Origin of the sequence: Streptomyces sp. NPDC006335, from assembly GCF_040612795.1 — a bacterium.
Lineage (GTDB): Bacteria > Actinomycetota > Actinomycetes > Streptomycetales > Streptomycetaceae > Streptomyces.
On the sequence record NZ_JBEXQX010000018.1, the window covers coordinates 38,101 to 54,759 of the forward strand.

Annotated in this window: 14 protein-coding genes; 4 read left to right on the forward strand and 10 right to left on the reverse strand. The window is 71.5% G+C overall.

Annotation, left to right across the window (positions count from 1 at the left end; translation table 11 throughout):
* Position 1: 1 nt before the first annotated feature.
* From ABZ098_RS35720 to ABZ098_RS35745, 6 genes are all read right to left on the reverse strand, one after another.
* Complete coding sequence (locus ABZ098_RS35720) at positions 2–1,189, reverse strand: acetylornithine transaminase (RefSeq protein WP_356597898.1); 1,188 nt, start codon at positions 1,187–1,189, stop codon at positions 2–4.
* On the reverse strand, positions 1,186–2,097 hold the full coding sequence (argB, locus tag ABZ098_RS35725) for an acetylglutamate kinase (protein WP_356597899.1): 912 nt from the start codon (positions 2,095–2,097) through the stop codon (positions 1,186–1,188). The genes ABZ098_RS35720 and argB overlap by 4 nt, the downstream gene beginning before the upstream one ends.
* Positions 2,094–3,245: a bifunctional glutamate N-acetyltransferase/amino-acid acetyltransferase ArgJ gene (argJ, locus tag ABZ098_RS35730; RefSeq protein ID WP_356597900.1), complete on the reverse strand. Its 1,152-nt coding sequence runs from the start codon at positions 3,243–3,245 to the stop codon at positions 2,094–2,096. The genes argB and argJ overlap by 4 nt, the downstream gene beginning before the upstream one ends.
* The gene (gene argC / locus ABZ098_RS35735; RefSeq protein WP_356597901.1) at positions 3,242–4,270 is read right to left on the reverse strand and encodes an N-acetyl-gamma-glutamyl-phosphate reductase; all 1,029 of its coding nucleotides are present in this window, start codon (positions 4,268–4,270) and stop codon (positions 3,242–3,244) included. Before argC ends, argJ begins: the two co-directional genes overlap by 4 nt.
* A gap of 65 nt (positions 4,271–4,335) precedes the next feature.
* A complete protein-coding gene (locus tag ABZ098_RS35740; RefSeq protein WP_356598028.1) occupies positions 4,336–6,894 on the reverse strand; it encodes a YfhO family protein in 2,559 nt (852 codons plus the stop codon).
* A gap of 243 nt (positions 6,895–7,137) precedes the next feature.
* On the reverse strand, positions 7,138–9,615 hold the full coding sequence (locus tag ABZ098_RS35745; RefSeq protein WP_356597902.1) for an alpha-L-arabinofuranosidase C-terminal domain-containing protein: 2,478 nt from the start codon (positions 9,613–9,615) through the stop codon (positions 7,138–7,140).
* A gap of 138 nt (positions 9,616–9,753) precedes the next feature.
* Between ABZ098_RS35745 and ABZ098_RS35750 the strand changes: the two genes are divergently transcribed.
* Positions 9,754–10,230, forward strand: a complete 477-nt coding sequence (locus ABZ098_RS35750; protein WP_356597903.1) for a DUF6314 family protein — start codon at positions 9,754–9,756, stop codon at positions 10,228–10,230.
* A gap of 749 nt (positions 10,231–10,979) precedes the next feature.
* Here the strand turns inward: ABZ098_RS35750 and ABZ098_RS35755 are convergent.
* Together ABZ098_RS35755 and ABZ098_RS35760 are read right to left on the reverse strand one after the other, a co-directional pair.
* Positions 10,980–11,573, reverse strand: a complete 594-nt coding sequence (locus ABZ098_RS35755; RefSeq protein ID WP_356597904.1) for a histidine phosphatase family protein — start codon at positions 11,571–11,573, stop codon at positions 10,980–10,982.
* A 73-nt stretch (positions 11,574–11,646) separates the two neighbouring features.
* Positions 11,647–12,087 carry a GNAT family N-acetyltransferase gene (locus ABZ098_RS35760; RefSeq protein ID WP_356597905.1) on the reverse strand — a complete coding sequence of 147 codons (441 nt, stop codon included), beginning with the start codon at positions 12,085–12,087 and terminating at the stop codon, positions 11,647–11,649.
* A gap of 83 nt (positions 12,088–12,170) precedes the next feature.
* Here ABZ098_RS35760 and ABZ098_RS35765 point away from each other — a divergent pair, with 83 nt between their 5' ends.
* Positions 12,171–12,797: a DUF6461 domain-containing protein gene (locus tag ABZ098_RS35765; protein ID WP_356597906.1), complete on the forward strand. Its 627-nt coding sequence runs from the start codon at positions 12,171–12,173 to the stop codon at positions 12,795–12,797.
* Here the strand turns inward: ABZ098_RS35765 and ABZ098_RS35770 are convergent.
* On the reverse strand, positions 12,794–14,227 hold the full coding sequence (locus tag ABZ098_RS35770) for a PLP-dependent aminotransferase family protein (protein ID WP_356597907.1): 1,434 nt from the start codon (positions 14,225–14,227) through the stop codon (positions 12,794–12,796). The genes ABZ098_RS35765 and ABZ098_RS35770 overlap by 4 nt on opposite strands.
* On the opposite strand from ABZ098_RS35770, the gene ABZ098_RS35775 reads away from it, so the two are divergent.
* On the forward strand, positions 14,226–15,137 hold the full coding sequence (locus ABZ098_RS35775; protein WP_356597908.1) for a DMT family transporter: 912 nt from the start codon (positions 14,226–14,228) through the stop codon (positions 15,135–15,137). The genes ABZ098_RS35770 and ABZ098_RS35775 overlap by 2 nt on opposite strands.
* Positions 15,138–15,222: 85 nt before the next feature.
* Positions 15,223–15,423, forward strand: a complete 201-nt coding sequence (locus ABZ098_RS35780; RefSeq protein WP_037715145.1) for a DUF1918 domain-containing protein — start codon at positions 15,223–15,225, stop codon at positions 15,421–15,423.
* Here ABZ098_RS35780 and ABZ098_RS35785 read toward each other — a convergent pair.
* A complete protein-coding gene (locus ABZ098_RS35785) occupies positions 15,392–16,651 on the reverse strand; it encodes a family 10 glycosylhydrolase (protein ID WP_356597909.1) in 1,260 nt (419 codons plus the stop codon). The two genes, ABZ098_RS35780 and ABZ098_RS35785, sit on opposite strands and share 32 nt — an antisense overlap.
* Positions 16,652–16,659: the final 8 nt, after the last annotated feature.

A 16,659-nucleotide genomic window follows, 5' to 3' on the forward strand; every position in this document is an offset into this window, starting at 1 on the left:
ATCATCCGTCTCCCTCGGCGGCACCCAGGATGCCGGGGAGGGCCTGAAGAAGCGCGTCCACTTCGTCGTCGCCGAGGTTCAGCGGCGGCATCAGTCGTACGACATCGGGGGCGGGCGCGTTCAGCAGGAGACCGGCGTCCTGAGCCGCCTGCTGCACCTGCGGTGCGAGCGGCTCGGTGAGCACGATACCCAGGAGGAGTCCCGCACCCCGGACACGGTCGATCAGCGGGTGCTTCAGCGACTCGATCCCGTCCCGCAACTTCTCGCTCTGCCGCTTGACGTTCTCCAGCAACCCGTCGTTCTCGATGGTGTCGAGAACGGCGAGTCCCGCGGCGCACGCGACCGGGTTGCCGCCGAAGGTCGTGCCGTGCTGCCCCGGCTGGAGCAGGTCCGCGGCCCGTCCGAAGGCGACGGTCGCGCCGAGCGGCAGTCCGCCGCCGAGCTGCTTGGCGAGAGTGACCACGTCCGGCAGCACGCCCTCGTGGGCCTGGTACTCGAACCAGTGGCCGGTACGGCCGATGCCGGTCTGCACCTCGTCGAGGACCAGCAGCGCGCCCTTGGCCGCCGTGATCGCCCGGGCGGCCTTGAGGTAGCCGGCCGGGGGCACCACGACACCGTTCTCGCCCTGGATCGGCTCGATGACGACCAGCGCGGTGTCCTCGGTGACCGCGGCGTCCAGGGCCTGCGCGTCGCCGTACGGCACGTGCGTCACCTCGGCGGGCAGCGGCAGGAAGGGAGTGCGCTTGGCGGGCTGGCCGGTGAGGGCGAGGGCGCCCATGGTGCGGCCGTGGAAGCCGCCCTCGGTGGCGACCATGTGGGTGCGCCCGGTCAGCCGGCCGATCTTGAAGGCCGCCTCGATCGACTCGGCGCCGGAGTTGCAGAAGAAGACCTTGCCGTCCCGGCCGAAGAGCTGGAGCAGCCGTTCGGCGAGGGCGACGGTGGGCTCCGCCATGAAGAAGTTGGAGATGTGGCCGAGGGAGGCGATCTGCTTGCTGACGGCCTCGACGATCGCCGGGTGGGCGTGGCCGAGCGCGTTGGTGGCGATGCCGCCGACGAAGTCCAGGTACTGCCGGCCCTCGCTGTCCCAGACCTTGAGGCCCTCCCCGCGGACGAGAGGCAGGCGCGGGGTGCCGTAGTTGTTCATGAGCGAGCCCTGCCAGCGCTGGGTGAGCTCCTGATTGTCGGTCATACGGCATCCCCCTCTTGCGCGTCCGGCACGACCATCGTGCCGATTCCTTCGTCGGTGAAGATCTCCAGCAGGATCGAGTGCTGGACCCGCCCGTCGATGACCCGGGCCGTGTGCACGCCGTTGCGCACGGCGTGCAGGCAGCCCTCCATCTTCGGGACCATGCCGGAGCTCAACTCCGGCAGCAGTTTCTCCAGTTGGGAAGCGGTGAGGCGGCTGATCACCTCGTCGCTGTGCGGCCAGTCCTCGTAGAGGCCCTCGACGTCCGTGAGGACCATGAGGGTTTCGGCGTCAAGAGCAGCAGCGAGTGCCGCAGCCGCCGTATCAGCATTGACGTTGTAGACATGTCCGTCGTCCTGGCTCCGGGCGATCGACGAGACGACCGGGATCCGGCCGTCGGCGAGCAGTGCCTCGATCGCGCCCGTGTCGATCGCGGTGATCTCGCCCACCCGCCCGATGTCGACCAACTCGCCGTCGATCTCGGGCTGGTGCTTGGTGGCGGTGATGGTGTGCGCGTCCTCGCCGGTCAACCCGACGGCGAGCGGCCCGTGTTCGTTGAGCAGGTTCACCAGCTCGCGCTGCACCTGCCCGGCCAGCACCATCCGTACGACGTCCATGGCGTCCTCGGTGGTGACGCGCAGGCCGGCCTTGAACTCGCTGACGATGCCGTGCTTGTCGAGGGCGGCGCTGATCTGCGGGCCGCCGCCGTGCACGACGACCGGCTTGAGCCCGGCGTGGTGCAGGAACACGACGTCCTGGGCGAAGGCGGCCTTCAGGTCCTCGTCGATCATGGCGTTGCCGCCGAACTTGATGACGACGGTCTTGCCGTTGTGGCGGACCAGCCAGGGCAGCGCCTCGATGAGGATCTGGGCCTTGGGGAGCGCGGTGTGCTTCCGCGTGGGGCTGCTCATGACGAGTACGCGCTGTTCTCGTGGACGTAGTCGGCGGTGAGGTCGTTGGTCCAGATCGTGGCGGTCTCGGTGCCGGCCGCGAGGTCGGCGACGATGTGCACCTCGCGGTAGCGCATGTCGACCTTGTCGCGGTCCTCGCCGACGCCGCCGTTCTTGCAGACCCAGACGCCGTTGATGGCGACGTTCAGTTGGTCCGGCTCGAAGGCGGCCTTGGTCGTGCCGATCGCGGAGAGCACGCGGCCCCAGTTGGGGTCCTCGCCGTGGATCGCGCACTTGAGGAGGTTGTTGCGGGCGATGGAGCGGCCCACCTCGACGGCGTCGTCCTCGGAGGCCGCGTTGATCACCTCGACCTTGATGTCCTTGCTGGCGCCCTCGGCGTCCCGGATGAGCTGCTGACCGAGGTCGTCGCAGACCTGCCGTACGGCTTCCGCGAACTCCTCGTAGGCCGGGGTGACTTCGGAGGCGCCGGAGGCGAGCAGCAGCACGGTGTCGTTGGTGGACATGCAGCCGTCGGAGTCGACGCGGTCGAAGGTGGTCCGGGTCGCGGCCCGCAGGGCCTTGTCCAGGGCCGCGCTGTCGAGGTCGGCGTCGGTGGTGAGGACGACCAGCATGGTGGCGAGGCCGGGGGCGAGCATGCCCGCGCCCTTGGCCATGCCGCCGACGGTCCAGCCGTCCTTGGTGACGACGGACGTCTTGTGGACGGTGTCGGTGGTCTTGATGGCGATGGCGGCCTTCTCGCCGCCGTGCTCGGAGAGTTGGGCCGCGGCGGCCTCGACTCCCGGAAGGAGCTTGTCCATCGGGAGCAGGAGGCCGATGAGCCCGGTGGAGGCGACGGCGACCTCGCCCGCGCCGATCTCCAGCACCTCGGCGACCTTCTCTGCGGTGGCGTGCGCGTCCTGGAAGCCCTTGGGTCCGGTACAGGCGTTGGCGCCACCGGAGTTGAGGACCACCGCGGTCAGCTCACCGCTCTTGAGGACCTGCTCGGACCACAGCACGGGCGCGGCCTTCACGCGGTTGGAGGTGAAGACGCCGGCGGCGGCTCGGCGGGGCCCGGAGTTGACCACGAGGGCCAGGTCCGGGTTGCCGTTCTCCTTGATTCCGGCGGCGATGCCCGCCGCCTGGAATCCCTTGGCTGCCGTGACGCTCACGGTGCGACTCCGATCGTGGAAAGTCCGAGCTCCTCGGGGAGACCGAGGGCGATGTTCATGCTCTGGACGGCGCCGCCGGCGGTGCCCTTGGCCAGGTTGTCGATGGCGCTGATCGCGATGATGCGGCCCACGGCCTCGTCGAGGGCGACCTGCACCTGAACGCCGTTCGAACCGTAGACGGACGCCGTGGCGGGCCACCGGCCCTCGGGGAGCAGGTGCACGAAGGGCTCGTCGGCGAAGGCCTTCTCGTAGGCGGCGCGGACGCTCTCCGCGGTCACCCCCGGCTTCACGGAAGCGCTGCACGTGGCGAGGATGCCGCGGGGCATCGGCGCGAGGGTCGGGGTGAAGGAGACCTTCACCGGGGAACCGGCCACCGCGCTGAGGTTCTGGATCATCTCGGGCGTGTGCCGGTGACCGCCGCCGACGCCGTACGGCGACATGGAGCCCATGACCTCGCTGCCCAGCAGGTTCGGCTTGGGTGCCTTGCCCGCGCCGGAGGTGCCGGAGGCGGCGACGATCACGGCCTCGTCCTCGGCGAGGCCGGCGGCGTAGGCCGGGAAGAGGGCGAGTGTGACGGCGGTCGGGTAGCAACCGGGCACCGCGATGCGCTTGGACCCCTCCAGCGCGGCGCGGGCGCCCGGCAGTTCGGGCAGGCCGTAGGGCCAGGTGCCGGCGTGCGCGGAGCCGTAGAACCTCTCCCAGTCGGCCGCGTCCTTCAGCCGGAAGTCGGCGCCCATGTCGACGACCAGGACGTCCGGGCCGAGCTGTTCGGCGACGGCGGCGGACTGGCCGTGGGGCAGGGCCAGGAAGACGACGTCGTGTCCGGCGAGGACGTCGGCCGTGGTCTCCTGGAGGACCCGGTCGGCCAGCGGGAGCAGGTGGGGCTGGAGCGCGCCCAGCTTCTGCCCGGCGTTGGAGTTGCCGGTCAGCGCGCCGACCTCGACCTCGGGGTGCGCGAGGAGCAGGCGCAGGACCTCTCCGCCCGCGTATCCGCTCGCTCCGGCCACTGCCGCCCGTACCGCCATGTCATCCTCCTCCTGGATGGCATGACTATACGTTTCGCTGCACGTTTATGCAACCACGTGCATACTCACGCCCTCCGTCGGCGCACGGCCCCGAACACCCCGATTCCGGCGACAACCGCGAGCGAACCGCCCCCGACCGCCGTACCCAGCCGCAGGCCGGGCGGACGGAAAGCGCAGGTGACGCTGGTCGAGGTGCCGTCGAGGGGCACGGCGATCAGGCCGTGGTACTGCTGCGCGGGGACGAGTGCCGCGTCACCGGAGGCGCAGCGCCAGCCGGCGATCCTGGGCGCGGCCACGACGGCGACGCCTTTACTGCCCGCCGGGAGCTCGGCCCGGACCGTGCCGCCGGAGCCGGAGACGGTCACCTCGGTGGCGCCGGTGGCCTTGAGCTGTCGTACGGCGGTCCGTAGTCGGCCGGTGTCCAGGCAGCCGACCGCCTGGTCCGGCACGACGCCCATCCGGTTCGGGGAGAGCTCGATGGTGAGGCGCCCGGAGTCCGGGACCGTGCCGAGCCGCTCCATGGCGGCGATCTTGGTGAGGGGCCGCCAGTCGGCCCGGAACCGTCCCGTCGGGCCGTGGGCGGAGGGCCCGGCGAGCCGCGCGGTGCCCGCGAAGTGCGGCGCCCAGAGGTACACCTCGCTGCCCGCCCGGCACCGGGCGGTGATCGTCGCTTTTGCACCGACCCGTACGCCCTGGCGCCGGTCGGTGCTGCGGTACGGCCGCTTCCCGGCACTGTTGAGGACGGTGATGCGCGGCAGGGTGTAGACGCGGGCGCCCAGCAGCAACTCCTGGTTGCGGTACGGCGACGGCCCGAAGGCGCCGGTCGCGGCGGACGGCCGTACCGTCACCAGGGGCGGGACGTCCTCCCGGGTCACGGTCTCCCCGGTGCCGTCCTGCGGGAACCAGTTCTGGTGCGGGTCCGGCGGGGAGTGCACCCGGGCGCCGACGGAGAAGACGGCGTCCGTGACCGCGTTGTCCAGACTCTGGAGGCTGCGGCCGCCCGAGGTCCAGCCGCCGCCGAGAGCGGTGAGCGTGCTGCTGAGCACGGCCGAGGTGTGACTGCTGTAGTACTGGGCGCCCTGCCCGCCGACCTCCAGCGGGTCGTTGCCGACGGTCTGCTCGCGGCCCGGGTCGGTGCGGTAGCGGGGCCAGCCGTCGGCCCGGGCGATGGCGTCCGCCTGGTCCTGCTGCCGGTCGCCCCAGGGGGCGTAGTCGTCCATGTGCCCGAACCGCGTCCGGGTGGCCAGGGCGTCGGTGGCGGTGGCCTCGCCCAGCTGTGTCGCGATGAGCAGTACGGCGGCGAGCGCGGCCGGGGCCATGCGCAGTACGGGTCGCTCACGGCCGAGCAGGACCAGGCCGAGCAGCGCGCCCACGGCCGCCGTGAGGAACACCGGCCAGGCGATGGGACGGACGAGCTGACTGCCGCTCGCGACGAGGGCGATCACGGCGAGCAGCCCGGCCGCCGTTCCCAGGGGCCGCCGGTCCAGAGGGCCGTAGGAGAGCGTGTGCCAGGCCGCGATCACCAGCAGCGCGCACACCGCGAAGGTCTGGCGGTACGAACTGCCCTGGGGTTCGGCGAAGGCGTGCCAGAGCAGATGGGTCGGGCCCCACTGCATCGACAGGGTCACGACGGCCACGAGCAGCGTCCACCCGGCCCGCACCCGGCGGGGAGCCGCCCGGTGGAAGGGCAGGGCGAGGGCGAGCAGCAGTGCCGTGGTGCCGACGAAGAGCGCCGGGGAGCCGAAGCTGTACGTCGTCGGCAGCAGCCGGGCCGACAGGTCCTCCGTGCCCACGGGCGCGAATCGCGTGAAGCGGCCCTCGGAGGCGTGCGCGCTGCCGAAGTACACGACCGTCACCAGGGGCGCGGCCAGACCCATGCCGAGCGCGAAGGTCAGCACGGCCCGACCCGCCGCGATGAGCCGACGGCGGCGCGGCAGGTCGGCGAGCCACAGCCGCAGCAGGAACACCAGAGCGGCGGCGAGGGTGGCCATGTAGGCGGTGTAGAAGTTGGCGATCCAGGCGGCCGTCACCACCAGCACCCCGAGGAGCGGGCGCCGGCCGGTCAGGACCCACTCGCCGACCAGGCACAGCAGCGGCAGGGCGATCAGCCCGTCGAGCCACATGAGGTTGTACGAGGCGGTCGCCACGGTCCAGCCGCACAGGCCGTAGGACGCCCCCAGCAGACCCGCGGCCCACCAGCGCCCGGGCCGCAGTCCCAGCAGCAGCCAGGCCATGGCGGCACCGGCGCAGGCGATCTTCAGCACGGTGATCACGTACACCGCGAGATCGATCTCGTCCCGCGGGAACACCGCCACGAGCAGGGCGAACGGGCTGGTGAGATAGGTGCCGAGGTCGGGCAGGAAGCTCGCCCCGAATCCCGACTGCCAGTTGACGAGGAGGCCGCCGGCGCCCCGGCCGTGCACCAGGTCCCACAGGTGCGCGTGGAACGGGACGTACTGGTTTCCCAGGTCGTTGACGTTCCGGGTGCGCGGCCCGAAGGGGTAACTGCGGGCGAGGGCGTCGGCGGCACAGAGCACGACGACACTGATCGTCGCCGCCAGCAGGGCCGCCCGCCCCGGTCCGGCCGACGGGCCCGGCGCGGGCGGCCGCGGCCGCTCCCCCATGAGGTCGTCGTCCGCGGTCTTCGGTACGGGCGGGATGGTCGGCCGCACGCCCTGTCCACTGGTCACTTCAGGCCCCCGTCCGGGGCCTTCACCCCAGCGCGTTGTTTCTGCGCAGATCTAGACGGGGGGTGCATCGGGTCGGTTGTGCAACCACGGATGACCATGCGGTGAATTGCCCACCACCATGGCGCCAACGGGAAGGCGGGCCGCTGCTCGTCGGGCAGCGGCCCGCCGGCTCACCGGCTACCTCTGCCTGATCCGCAGGAAGGTCACCGAGTTCGCCGGGAAGGTGTACGAGAACTTCCCGGCGACCCCGTCGAAGGTGGACGTCACGGGGGCGACCGCGGTCGACGTCTCGCTGTTCACGGCGTCCTGGGCGGCCGCCAGGGTGGTCACCCGAGCCCTGGACGCGACCTTGGCGCCGCCCAGGTCGATGGCCGTACGGGCCGCCGAGTTCTGGGCGTTGACGACCTTGACGATCAGCTCACCGGTCTTGTTGTCCTTGGTGACGACCTGGCGGAACGGCTCGGCCGGCTTGTCGTCGGTGAAGCTGCCCCACTCCTGCCCGTCGAGGTAGAGGGTCACCTGTCGGCCGCGCACCTTGACGTCGATGTCGTAGGCGCGGCCGGTCTCGACCGATCCCGCCTTGGAGATCAGCGTCGACTTGCCGCCGTCCACGGCCTGCTCGACGGCGGTCTGGGTGTTGTTCCAGCCGCCGATGTTCCACCAGTAGAAATTGCCGGTGTCCTTGACGCCGAAGGCGACGAGGAAGCCCTCCTTGCCGGCCTTCTTGGTGGCCTTCACCTTGAGGTCGTAGTCGTGCCAGGACGGGTCGCCGGCCGAGACCATGGTGTTCTCGGCGTTCACGTCCGTCTGCACGTACTGCCCGTCCTGGACGCTCCAACTGCCGCCGCCGGTGTGGGTCCACCGCGAGGCGCCGTCGCCGAAGTCGTCGGTGAGCAGGGTGGTCCCGTCGGCGCCGGTGACCTTCACGTCGTCGTACGCCGCCGTCGTCGCCCAGGTCGACAGGCCCACGGCGCCGGTGATCGGGGCGAGCAGCGAGGGCGTGCCGGTGGCCGTGGAGGGCACCACGCGGTCGCCGACGTTGTTCATGAACAGCTTCTGGACCTCGTAGTTGGCGGAGTTCCAGGAGGCGTGGTTGTTGAACCAGATCAGGTCCGGGCGCCACTGGACGTAGTCCTCGTTGGCGAACAGCGGGGCGTAGGAGGCGAGTTTGACGACGTCGGCGTTGCGCTCCAGGCCGGTCATGAACGCTGCCTCGGTGAGGCCGTTCTTGAAGGTGTTGCCCTGGGAGGCGTACTCGCCGAGGAAGACCTTCGGGCCGCTGCGGTCGTAGGAGTCGTAGCGGTCGTTGTTCTGGAGGAACCACTGCGGGCTGTTGTAGTAGTGCTCGTCGACCATGTCGACCTTGGCGTCCTTGTTGAGCTGCCAGGCCGTGTCGAAGGTCGTACCCGAGTCGTCCGGGCCGGAGTTGGAGATCACCTGGATGTCCGGGTACCTCGCCTCGATGGCGGCGCGGAACTCCTTGAACCGGGCGAAGAACTCGTTGGGCAGGTTCTCCTCGTTGCCGACCTCGATGTGGGTGAGGTGGAAGGGCTTGGCGTGGCCCATCTTCGCCCGCACCTTGCCCCACTTGGAGTTGGCCGGTCCGTTGGCGAACTCGATGAGGTCGAGGGTGTCCTGGATGTGCCGCTTGAGCAGGGCCTCGTCGACGACGGCCTGGTTCTGGCCGCAGCCGGTCACCAGGGCGGGGACGACGGGCAGCGGCATGGCGCCGATGTCCTCGGACAGGCGGAAGTACTCGTAGTAGCCGAGGCCGTAACTCTGGTTGTAGCCCCAGAAGTTGGAGTTGGTCGCGCGTTGCTCGACCGGGCCGATGGTGTCCTTCCACTGGTAGGAGCGCTTGCGCTGCCAGCCGGAGGCCTCGCTGTAGTCCTCCATGGAGCCCGTGTTCACCAGGCAGCCGCCCGGGAAGCGCACGAAGCCCGGGTGCAGGGCGGCCACCTTCTCGGCGAGGTCCTTGCGCAGGCCGTTGGGTTCACCGCGGTAGGTGTCGCGCGGGAAGAGGGACACCATGTCGAGGGCGGCCGCGGCGGAGGAGGCCACGGTGAGGCGGCCGTTGCTGCTGGTCCGGGTAGCGGTGAAGGTGACCTTGTACTTGGCCCAGCCGCTCTTCGTCACGGCCACCTCGCGGGCGGGGGCGAGCGTGCCGTCGGCGTCCTGGAGGGAGACCGTGAGGGCCGTACCGGCGTCCGCGCGGGCCCACACCGAGAAGTCGTACTTCTTGCCCTCGTCGACGTGGATGCCGGTGTTGTATCCGGCGTTGGAGACGGACGAACCGGCCCCCAGGGATAGGTAGTTGCGGTTGCGTTCGTTGAGCCGGCCGCCGTCGTTCACCACCTGGGCCGAGCCGTCGACCGTCCACGAGGTCAGCGGGGTGTACGAGGAGTTGTCGGCGGTGGAGTACTCGAAGGACCGGTTCTGCACGAGCTCGGCGTACAGACCGCCGTCGGCGGCCCGGTTGATGTCCTCGAAGAAGACGCCGTACATCGTGTCGTCGATCTTCGCGCCCTTGGCGGACGGGTCGACGGTGATCGCGTAGTCGGTGACGTCCTCGGCATGGGCGGGGGCGGGGATCAGGCCGGCGGCCACCAGGAAGGCGGTGGCGCTCAGACCGAGTCTCCAGCGGGTGCGTGACATGGATACTCCGCGGCTCTCTGTCGAAGGTTCCGTTCGAAATACCAAACGATGATCAGCACTTCGAACGGCAAGATAGGGAGGGTGATCCGGAGCGTCAACGGGTCGCGCGGTTTCGAAAGTGTCGGAAGGGAAGGGCTGATGGGCGGGTTCTGGCCAGTGCCGGATGTGCTGGGGTACCTGGCGGGGAGCTGGCGGACCGAACGAGCCGTGCGGGATCTGGCGAGCGGGGACGAGGGACGGTTCTCCGGTACGACCACTTTCGGCCGACTGGAGGGCGGCGGGCTCCTGTCCCAGGAGTCGGGCATCTTCGTGTGGCACGGCGTCCCACGCCCCGCGCAGCGCACCCTCCGCTTCCTGCCGACGAGCACCCCGGGCACGACCCACGTCCACTTCTCCGACGGGCGCCCCTTCCACGACCTCGACCTGACGTCCGGCCACCACGTCACCGACCACCCCTGCGCGGCGGACCTCTACCGCGGCGAGTTCACCACCCTGGACGCGGACCACTGGCACACGGTGTGGCGGGTCGGCGGCCCGGCGAAGAACCTGCTCCTGACGACGGACTACCGGCGCGAGACGGCGGCCGCCGACGCGGGGGAGCCGACCGGCGACTGATCAACGCCGGGGCGGGGTGGGGGTGGGCGACTGGGCCGGCGGGACGCCCGGCGCCGGCGCACACGCGAGGGCGACTGGGCCGACAGGACGCCCGGCGCCGGCGCACACGCGAGGGCGACTGGGCCGACAGGACGCCCGGCGCCGGCGCACACGCGAGGGCGACTGGGCCGGCGGGACGCCCGGCATCGGTGCACACGCGAGGGCGACTGGGCCGGCGGGACGCCCGGCGTCGGCGCACACGCGGGGGCGACTGGGCCGGCGGGACGCCCGGCGTCGGCGCACACGAGGGGCCCGGCGCCTGATGCTCACGCGGCGCCCGGCATCTACGGCACGAGAAGCGCGGCGACTGTACCAACGGGGCATCCGGCATCCATCGGCATCAGAGACCCGGCGACCGCACCCACGAGGCAACCGCCATGCGTCAGCACGAGAGACCCCGGCGAATGGACACGCGGGACGCCCAGCATCCGTCGGCACGAGACGCCCGAAGACTCCCGGCCTCAGATCTGCGCGACTCACCGAGCGAGACCGCCGACTGGTACCGGCCTGTGGCGGCTGGGAGTCCACGAGGTCAGACCATCGCCGGCTCCTCGCGCAAGTCAGGCGACGCCCCGCCTCCAACCCCCGTCAACCCCGCACGAGACCATCAGCCACTCACCGCTGCGGAACACCGAACAGCCGACGCACGCACTCCCACCGACAGCCACCCGAGCACAAGAACAGGCCGCCCCACCCCCAGCAACCGCCGCCTAAGCCCGCGCACCCCGCACAGGAACCCCTTCGCAACGCAGGGTCCACCGGCCCGCCCTGCCGGTGACCGTGGTCGCCGACAGGGGGCGTACGTCGATGTTCCAGTAGGTCGACGGCGGTGCCTTCAGGGCGTACACCAGCGCGGCGCGGACCACGGCGGGTTCCGCGACGGCGACCACGCGGCCGCCGTCGTCCACCGGCCTGGTGTCGAGCCACTCCCCCACCCGTGAGATGAAGGTCAGCAGGGACTCCCCGCCGTGCGGGGTCGCCCGCGGGTCGGCGAGCCAGGCGTCCACGGATTCCGGCTCGCGGGCCATCGCCTCGCCGAGGGTCAGCCCGCGCCAGCGGCCCATGTCGCAGTCGCGCAGGCCGAGTTGGACGAGGGGCGAGTAACCGAGGGCGTCCCCGGTGGCGCGGCTGCGGGGCGTGGGCGAGCAGTACCGCAGCTCGGCCGCCGCGAGCGGCAGCAGATCGTGCGCCACGCCCAGCACCTCGTCCCAGCCGGCCTGGTCGAGCGGACGGTCGTCCTCGAACCGCTCGGCGAGCAGCGAGGAACTGCGCGCGGCGGCGACGAACGTGACCCGAAGTTGCATGCGGCGATCGTGAGCCGCGAAAGTGCGCAGGTCAAGAGGCGTTACCGGGGAGTTACCGAGGGCACCTCGGGGCTCACTGCCCGAAGAGCAGCGCCATCCACTGATCCGGCTTTGCGAGCGGCGCGAACCCGAGCTTCTCGTACACCCCGTGGGCGTCGTGGGTGGCGAGCAGAACGCGCCTGAGGTCGTAGGGCCGCAGGTGCTCGCGCACGGCGCCGACCAACGCCGTACCGATCCCCGCGCCCCGTACCGACCGGTCCACGTACACATCGCACAGCCAGGCGAAGGTGGCCAGATCGGTGATCACCCGGGCATAAGCCACCTGTTCGCCGGATTCCACCGCGTAGACCCCGAAGTTGAGTGACCCGGCGATCGCCAGGTCCTGCTTCTCCTTCGATCGCCCGAGCGCCCAGTACGCGTCGGTGGACAGCCATTGGTGCACCCGCTCGGCGTCGATGCGCTCGGGGTCGGTGGAGATCTCGTAGCCCTCGGCGAGGGGCGGGGTGTCGTTCATACCGGGAGATTTCCAGGCCCCGAAGGTCGGCGTCGAGCGTTTTTCCGAGGGGCGTTGTCAGTGCCGGGTGCGATGCTGCGGACATGACGGGGATGACGACCGCCACGGACTACGCGTGGCTGAAGGAGCGGTACGAGTTCCTGATGGAGGCGTACTGCGTGACGCTGGTCCGGGACATCACACCCGAGGGCCTGCTCGGGGAGCTGGGGGCCGACGGACGCGGCCGGATCGTCGGGGTGGACGGACTGAGCGGACCGTCGTACGAACTCTCCGCCCCCTACCGGCTGTTCGTCGGGGCCACGGCCGTGGCGGACTGGACGCTGATGGTCGAGTTCAACGGCTACCTCGGCGTCACCGACCAGGCCATGCTGCCCGTCTCGCGCGGCCGCAGGGTGGTCTCGCACTTCCTCAACGTCAACGCGGTGGACCGCTTCTGCTGGTACGAGGACGGCGATCTGCGCCTGCACTTCGAACCGCTCTTCGCCGACGCGCGGTACGGCAGCCGTCCTGACGAACTCCTCACCGAGATGCGGGAGTCGGGTTTCGACCTCGCCGAGCGCGAGGAGGACGGTGACCACGACGCCTACTACGCGACCCTGACCGGCGCCTCCTTCGCCCTCGCCCACCGCCTGACCGGCATACGCCTGACACCGGAGCTCTTCGCCACCGCCGAGTTCCTGTGCGGGGTGGCGCCGGTGCCGAGCGGCTAGAGCACCTCCCGGCAGGCCGCGCGGAGTCGTCGTACGCCCTCTTGGATCTCCTGTGGGCCCGCCACCGCAGCGAAGCTCAACCGCAGGTGTCCCGCCGGAGGTTCCGCGCTGAAGTACGGGCGGCCGGGGGTGATCGCGACACCCGCGCGGAGGGCGGCGGCGGTCAGTGCGGGCTCGTCCGCACCGTCGGGCAGGCGCAGCCAGAGGTGGTAGCCGCCCGACGGGACGTGCGGGAGGGCGAGTTCGGGAAGGTCGAGGCGCAGGGCGGCGGTCATCGTGTCCCGGCGGGTCTTCAACTCCGTCGCGATGGTGCGCAGATGGCGGGGCCAGGCCGGCGATCCGACGAGTTCCAGGGCCGCCTCCTGGAGGGGGCGCGGGACGAAGAAGGTGTCGACGACCTGGATCGCGCGCAGCCGCTCCAGCACCGGCCCGCGGGCGGCGAGCGCGCTCACCCGGAAGCTGGGCGAGGTCGCCTTGGTCAGGGAGCTGACGTGGACGACGACGCCGTCCGGATCGTCGGCGGCCAGCGGATGCGGCAGCGGGCCGGCGTCCTCGTGCACGAGCCGTCGTACGAAGTCGTCCTCGACGACGAACGCACCGGCCTCGCGGGCGATCCGCAGCACCTCGCCCCGGCGTTCGGGGGCCAGCACCGCGCCGGTCGGGTTCTGGAACAGCGGCTGGCAGACGAAGAGCCGGGCACCGGTCGCGCGGAAGGCGTCGGCGAGCAGGGCGGGCTTGACGCCGTCCGCGTCCAACGGGACGGGGACGGGGCGAAGGCCCGCCGAGCGCGCGATCGCCAGCATGCCGGGATAGGTGGGCGACTCGACGAGCACGGGCGCGCCGGGCGGGGCGAGTGCGCGGAGCGCGGTCGTGAGCGCCGACTGACCGCCCGCGGTGATCAGCACCTCCGCGGCCGTGACCGCTCCGCCGATGTTCCGCGCGAACCACTCGCGCAGTTCCGGCAGCCCCTCCGTCGGCGGTCGCCCCCAGGCCCCGGGGCGGCGGCCCGCGCGGGCCAGGGCCGCGGACATCGCCCGCTCGGGCTGGAGGGTGGGGTGCAGATAGCCGCCGTTGAACTCCACCACCCCGGGCGGTGGGGCGGCCAGCGAGACCAGGACGCCGGACGCGTCCACCGAGCGCGGTACGAGGTCGACGGCGCCGTCCGCGCTCAGCGCGACCTCCTGCCAGGAGGTGTCCCCGGCCGCGGTGGCGGTGCCGCGCGCCTGGGCGCGGAAGGCACCGGCGCCGGGGCGGGTGACCACCAACCCCTCGGCGGCGAGCTGGGCGAGGGCCCGGGAGACGGTCACCGGGCTGACCCGGAAGCGGTCCACGAGGGCCCGGCTCGACGGGAGCTTTCCACCGGGTGAGTAGCGGTCCAGCTCACTCCGCAGCCGTTCCGCCAGTTCGGTGACACTGCTACGCTCTTGCATGAGAGCACAGAGTAGCGCTATCGCACCGACCGGGATAGCGGTCCCCGCCCCCGCCAGGACCTACGGCACCGTCCAGGCCGCCCTGGGGGTCGCCGCGTTCTCCCTCACCTTCCCCGCCACCGCGTGGGGTCTGGAGGGCTTCGGGCCCTGGTCCCTCGTCGCCGTGCGCAGCGTGCTCGCGGCGATCGTCGCCGGCGGGTGCCTGCTCGCGCTGCGCGTCCCGGTGCCGAGCCGTCGTGTCTGGCCGGGGCTCGCGGTCGTCGCCGCCGGGGTCGTGGTCGGCTTCCCGCTGCTGACCACGCTCGCCCTGCGGACGTCCACCACCGCGCACGCCGCCGTCGTGGTGGGTCTGCTCCCCCTGACGACCGCGCTGCTGTCCGCCCTGCGCATGGGCACCCGCCCCTCACGCACCTTCTGGACGGCGGCCCTCGTGGGCGCCGCCGCGGTGGTCGCCTTCACCGTGCAGCAGAGCGGCGGCGCCCTGACCACCGCCGACCTGTATCTCTTCGCCGCGCTGCTGGTGTGCGCGGCCGGCTACACCGAGGGCGGCCGGCTGGCCCGGGTCATGCCCGGCTGGCAGGTCATCGGCTGGGCGCTGGTGCTGTGCCTGCCGGTCAGTGTGCCCGCGGCGGCGCTCGCGCTGTCGTACGAGCCCGCGCACCTCACCGCGCACAGTGTCGCCGGGCTGCTGTGGGTGGCGGCGGGCTCGCAGTTCTTCGGGCTGGTGGTCTGGTACCGGGGGATGGCCACGATCGGGATCCCCAAGGCCAGCCAGTTGCAGTTGGCCCAGCCCCTGCTCACACTGGTGTGGTCGGTGCTGCTGCTCGGCGAGCACCTGACGGTGGCCGCCCCGCTGACGGCCGCGGCGGTGCTGGTGTGCATCGCGGTCACCCAGCGGGCGCGGGGTTGAGCGGCGCGTACGCGTCGGTTCCCAGTGGGTCCCCGCGCCGTAAAATCAGGCCACGGACCGCTCACTTGGCGAGGAGGCACCGCTGATGCGTGCAACCGTGGGCGACCAGCTTGTCCAGCACGGCAGGGTGGTCGGACAGCAGGACAAGGTCGGCGAGATCGTCGAGGTGATGGGCCAGGAGGGCAACCCCCCGTACCGCGTCCGCTTCGAGGACGGGCACGAGGGCGTGTGCTCACCCGGCCCCGACACCGAGATCAGGCACCGGTTCCAGCAGATGGGCCGGTGATCCGGCGCGGGGGCGCCGCCGGCTCCCGGTAGTGGTCGGCGACCACCCGCGCCATCGCCCCGACGCGGTCCGCGGCGACCTCCTTCGCGGCGAAGAAGACATGCCCGCGCACCTGTGTGTACTGGCGCGCGAGCGTGAGGTGCCGGGACAGCTCCGCGGGGTCCTGCCAGGCCGCGGGCTGCGCCGGATCCCCCGCCTTGTAGAGCGCCTCACCGAGATACAGCCTGGTCCTGCTCCCCCGCGCCTGTTTCGCCCACCAGGCCACGAGTTCGGCGTAGTCGGCCGCCGCGAAGCCGATGTTCCAGTAGAGCTGCGGCACGAGGTAGTCGATCCAGCCCTCGCGCAGCCACTTGCGGGTGTCCGCGAAGTTGTCGTCGTACGACTGCACACCCGCGCGCGTGTCCGAGCCGAGCGGGTCGGTGGCCGCATTGCGCCACACCCCGAAGGGGCTGATGCCGAACTGGGTGGTGGGCCGGATCCGCTTGATGCGGGCGGCGGTCTCCAGGACCAGCTTGTCGATGTTGTCCCGCCGCCAGTCGGCCCGGTTCGGGAAGGCGCCGCCGTACGCGTCGTAGGCCGCGTCGTCGTCGAAGGTCTGGCCGGCCACCGGGTACGGATAGAAGTAGTCGTCGAAGTGGACCGCGTCCACCGGGTACCGGTGCACCGCGTCGAGGATCGCGTCCTGGACGAAGGCGCGGACCTCGGGCAGTCCGGGGTTGTAGTAGAGCTTCCCGCCGTACGGCACCACCCAGTCCGGGTGCCTGCGGGCGGGGTGGGAGGCGACGAGCCGGGTCGGGTCGGCGTGGTTGGCGACGCGGTACGGGTTGAACCAGGCGTGCAGTTGCAGTCCCCGCCGGTGCGCCTCGGCGACGGCGGTACCCAGCGGGTCCCAGCCCGGGTTCTTGCCCTGCGTGCCGGTGAGGTACTGCGACCAGGGCTCGTACGGCGAGGGCCACAGGGCGTCGGCGGTGGGCCGTACCTGGAACATCACCGCGTTCAGACGGTCCGCCGCCGCCCGGTCGAGGTGGGCGATCAGCTCCGCGCGCTGCTGTGCGGCGGTCAGCCCCGGCTTCGACGGCCAGTCCCGGTTGGACACGGTGGCGAGCCACACGCCCCGCATCTCGGTCGCCGCCCGCCTCGGACGGCCCGGCGCGGCGGCCGCTCCCGAGGCCGTCGTCAGGGTGGACAGCGCGGCCAGCGCGAAGGCCCGGCGCGACAGACGTCCCATGTGCACAC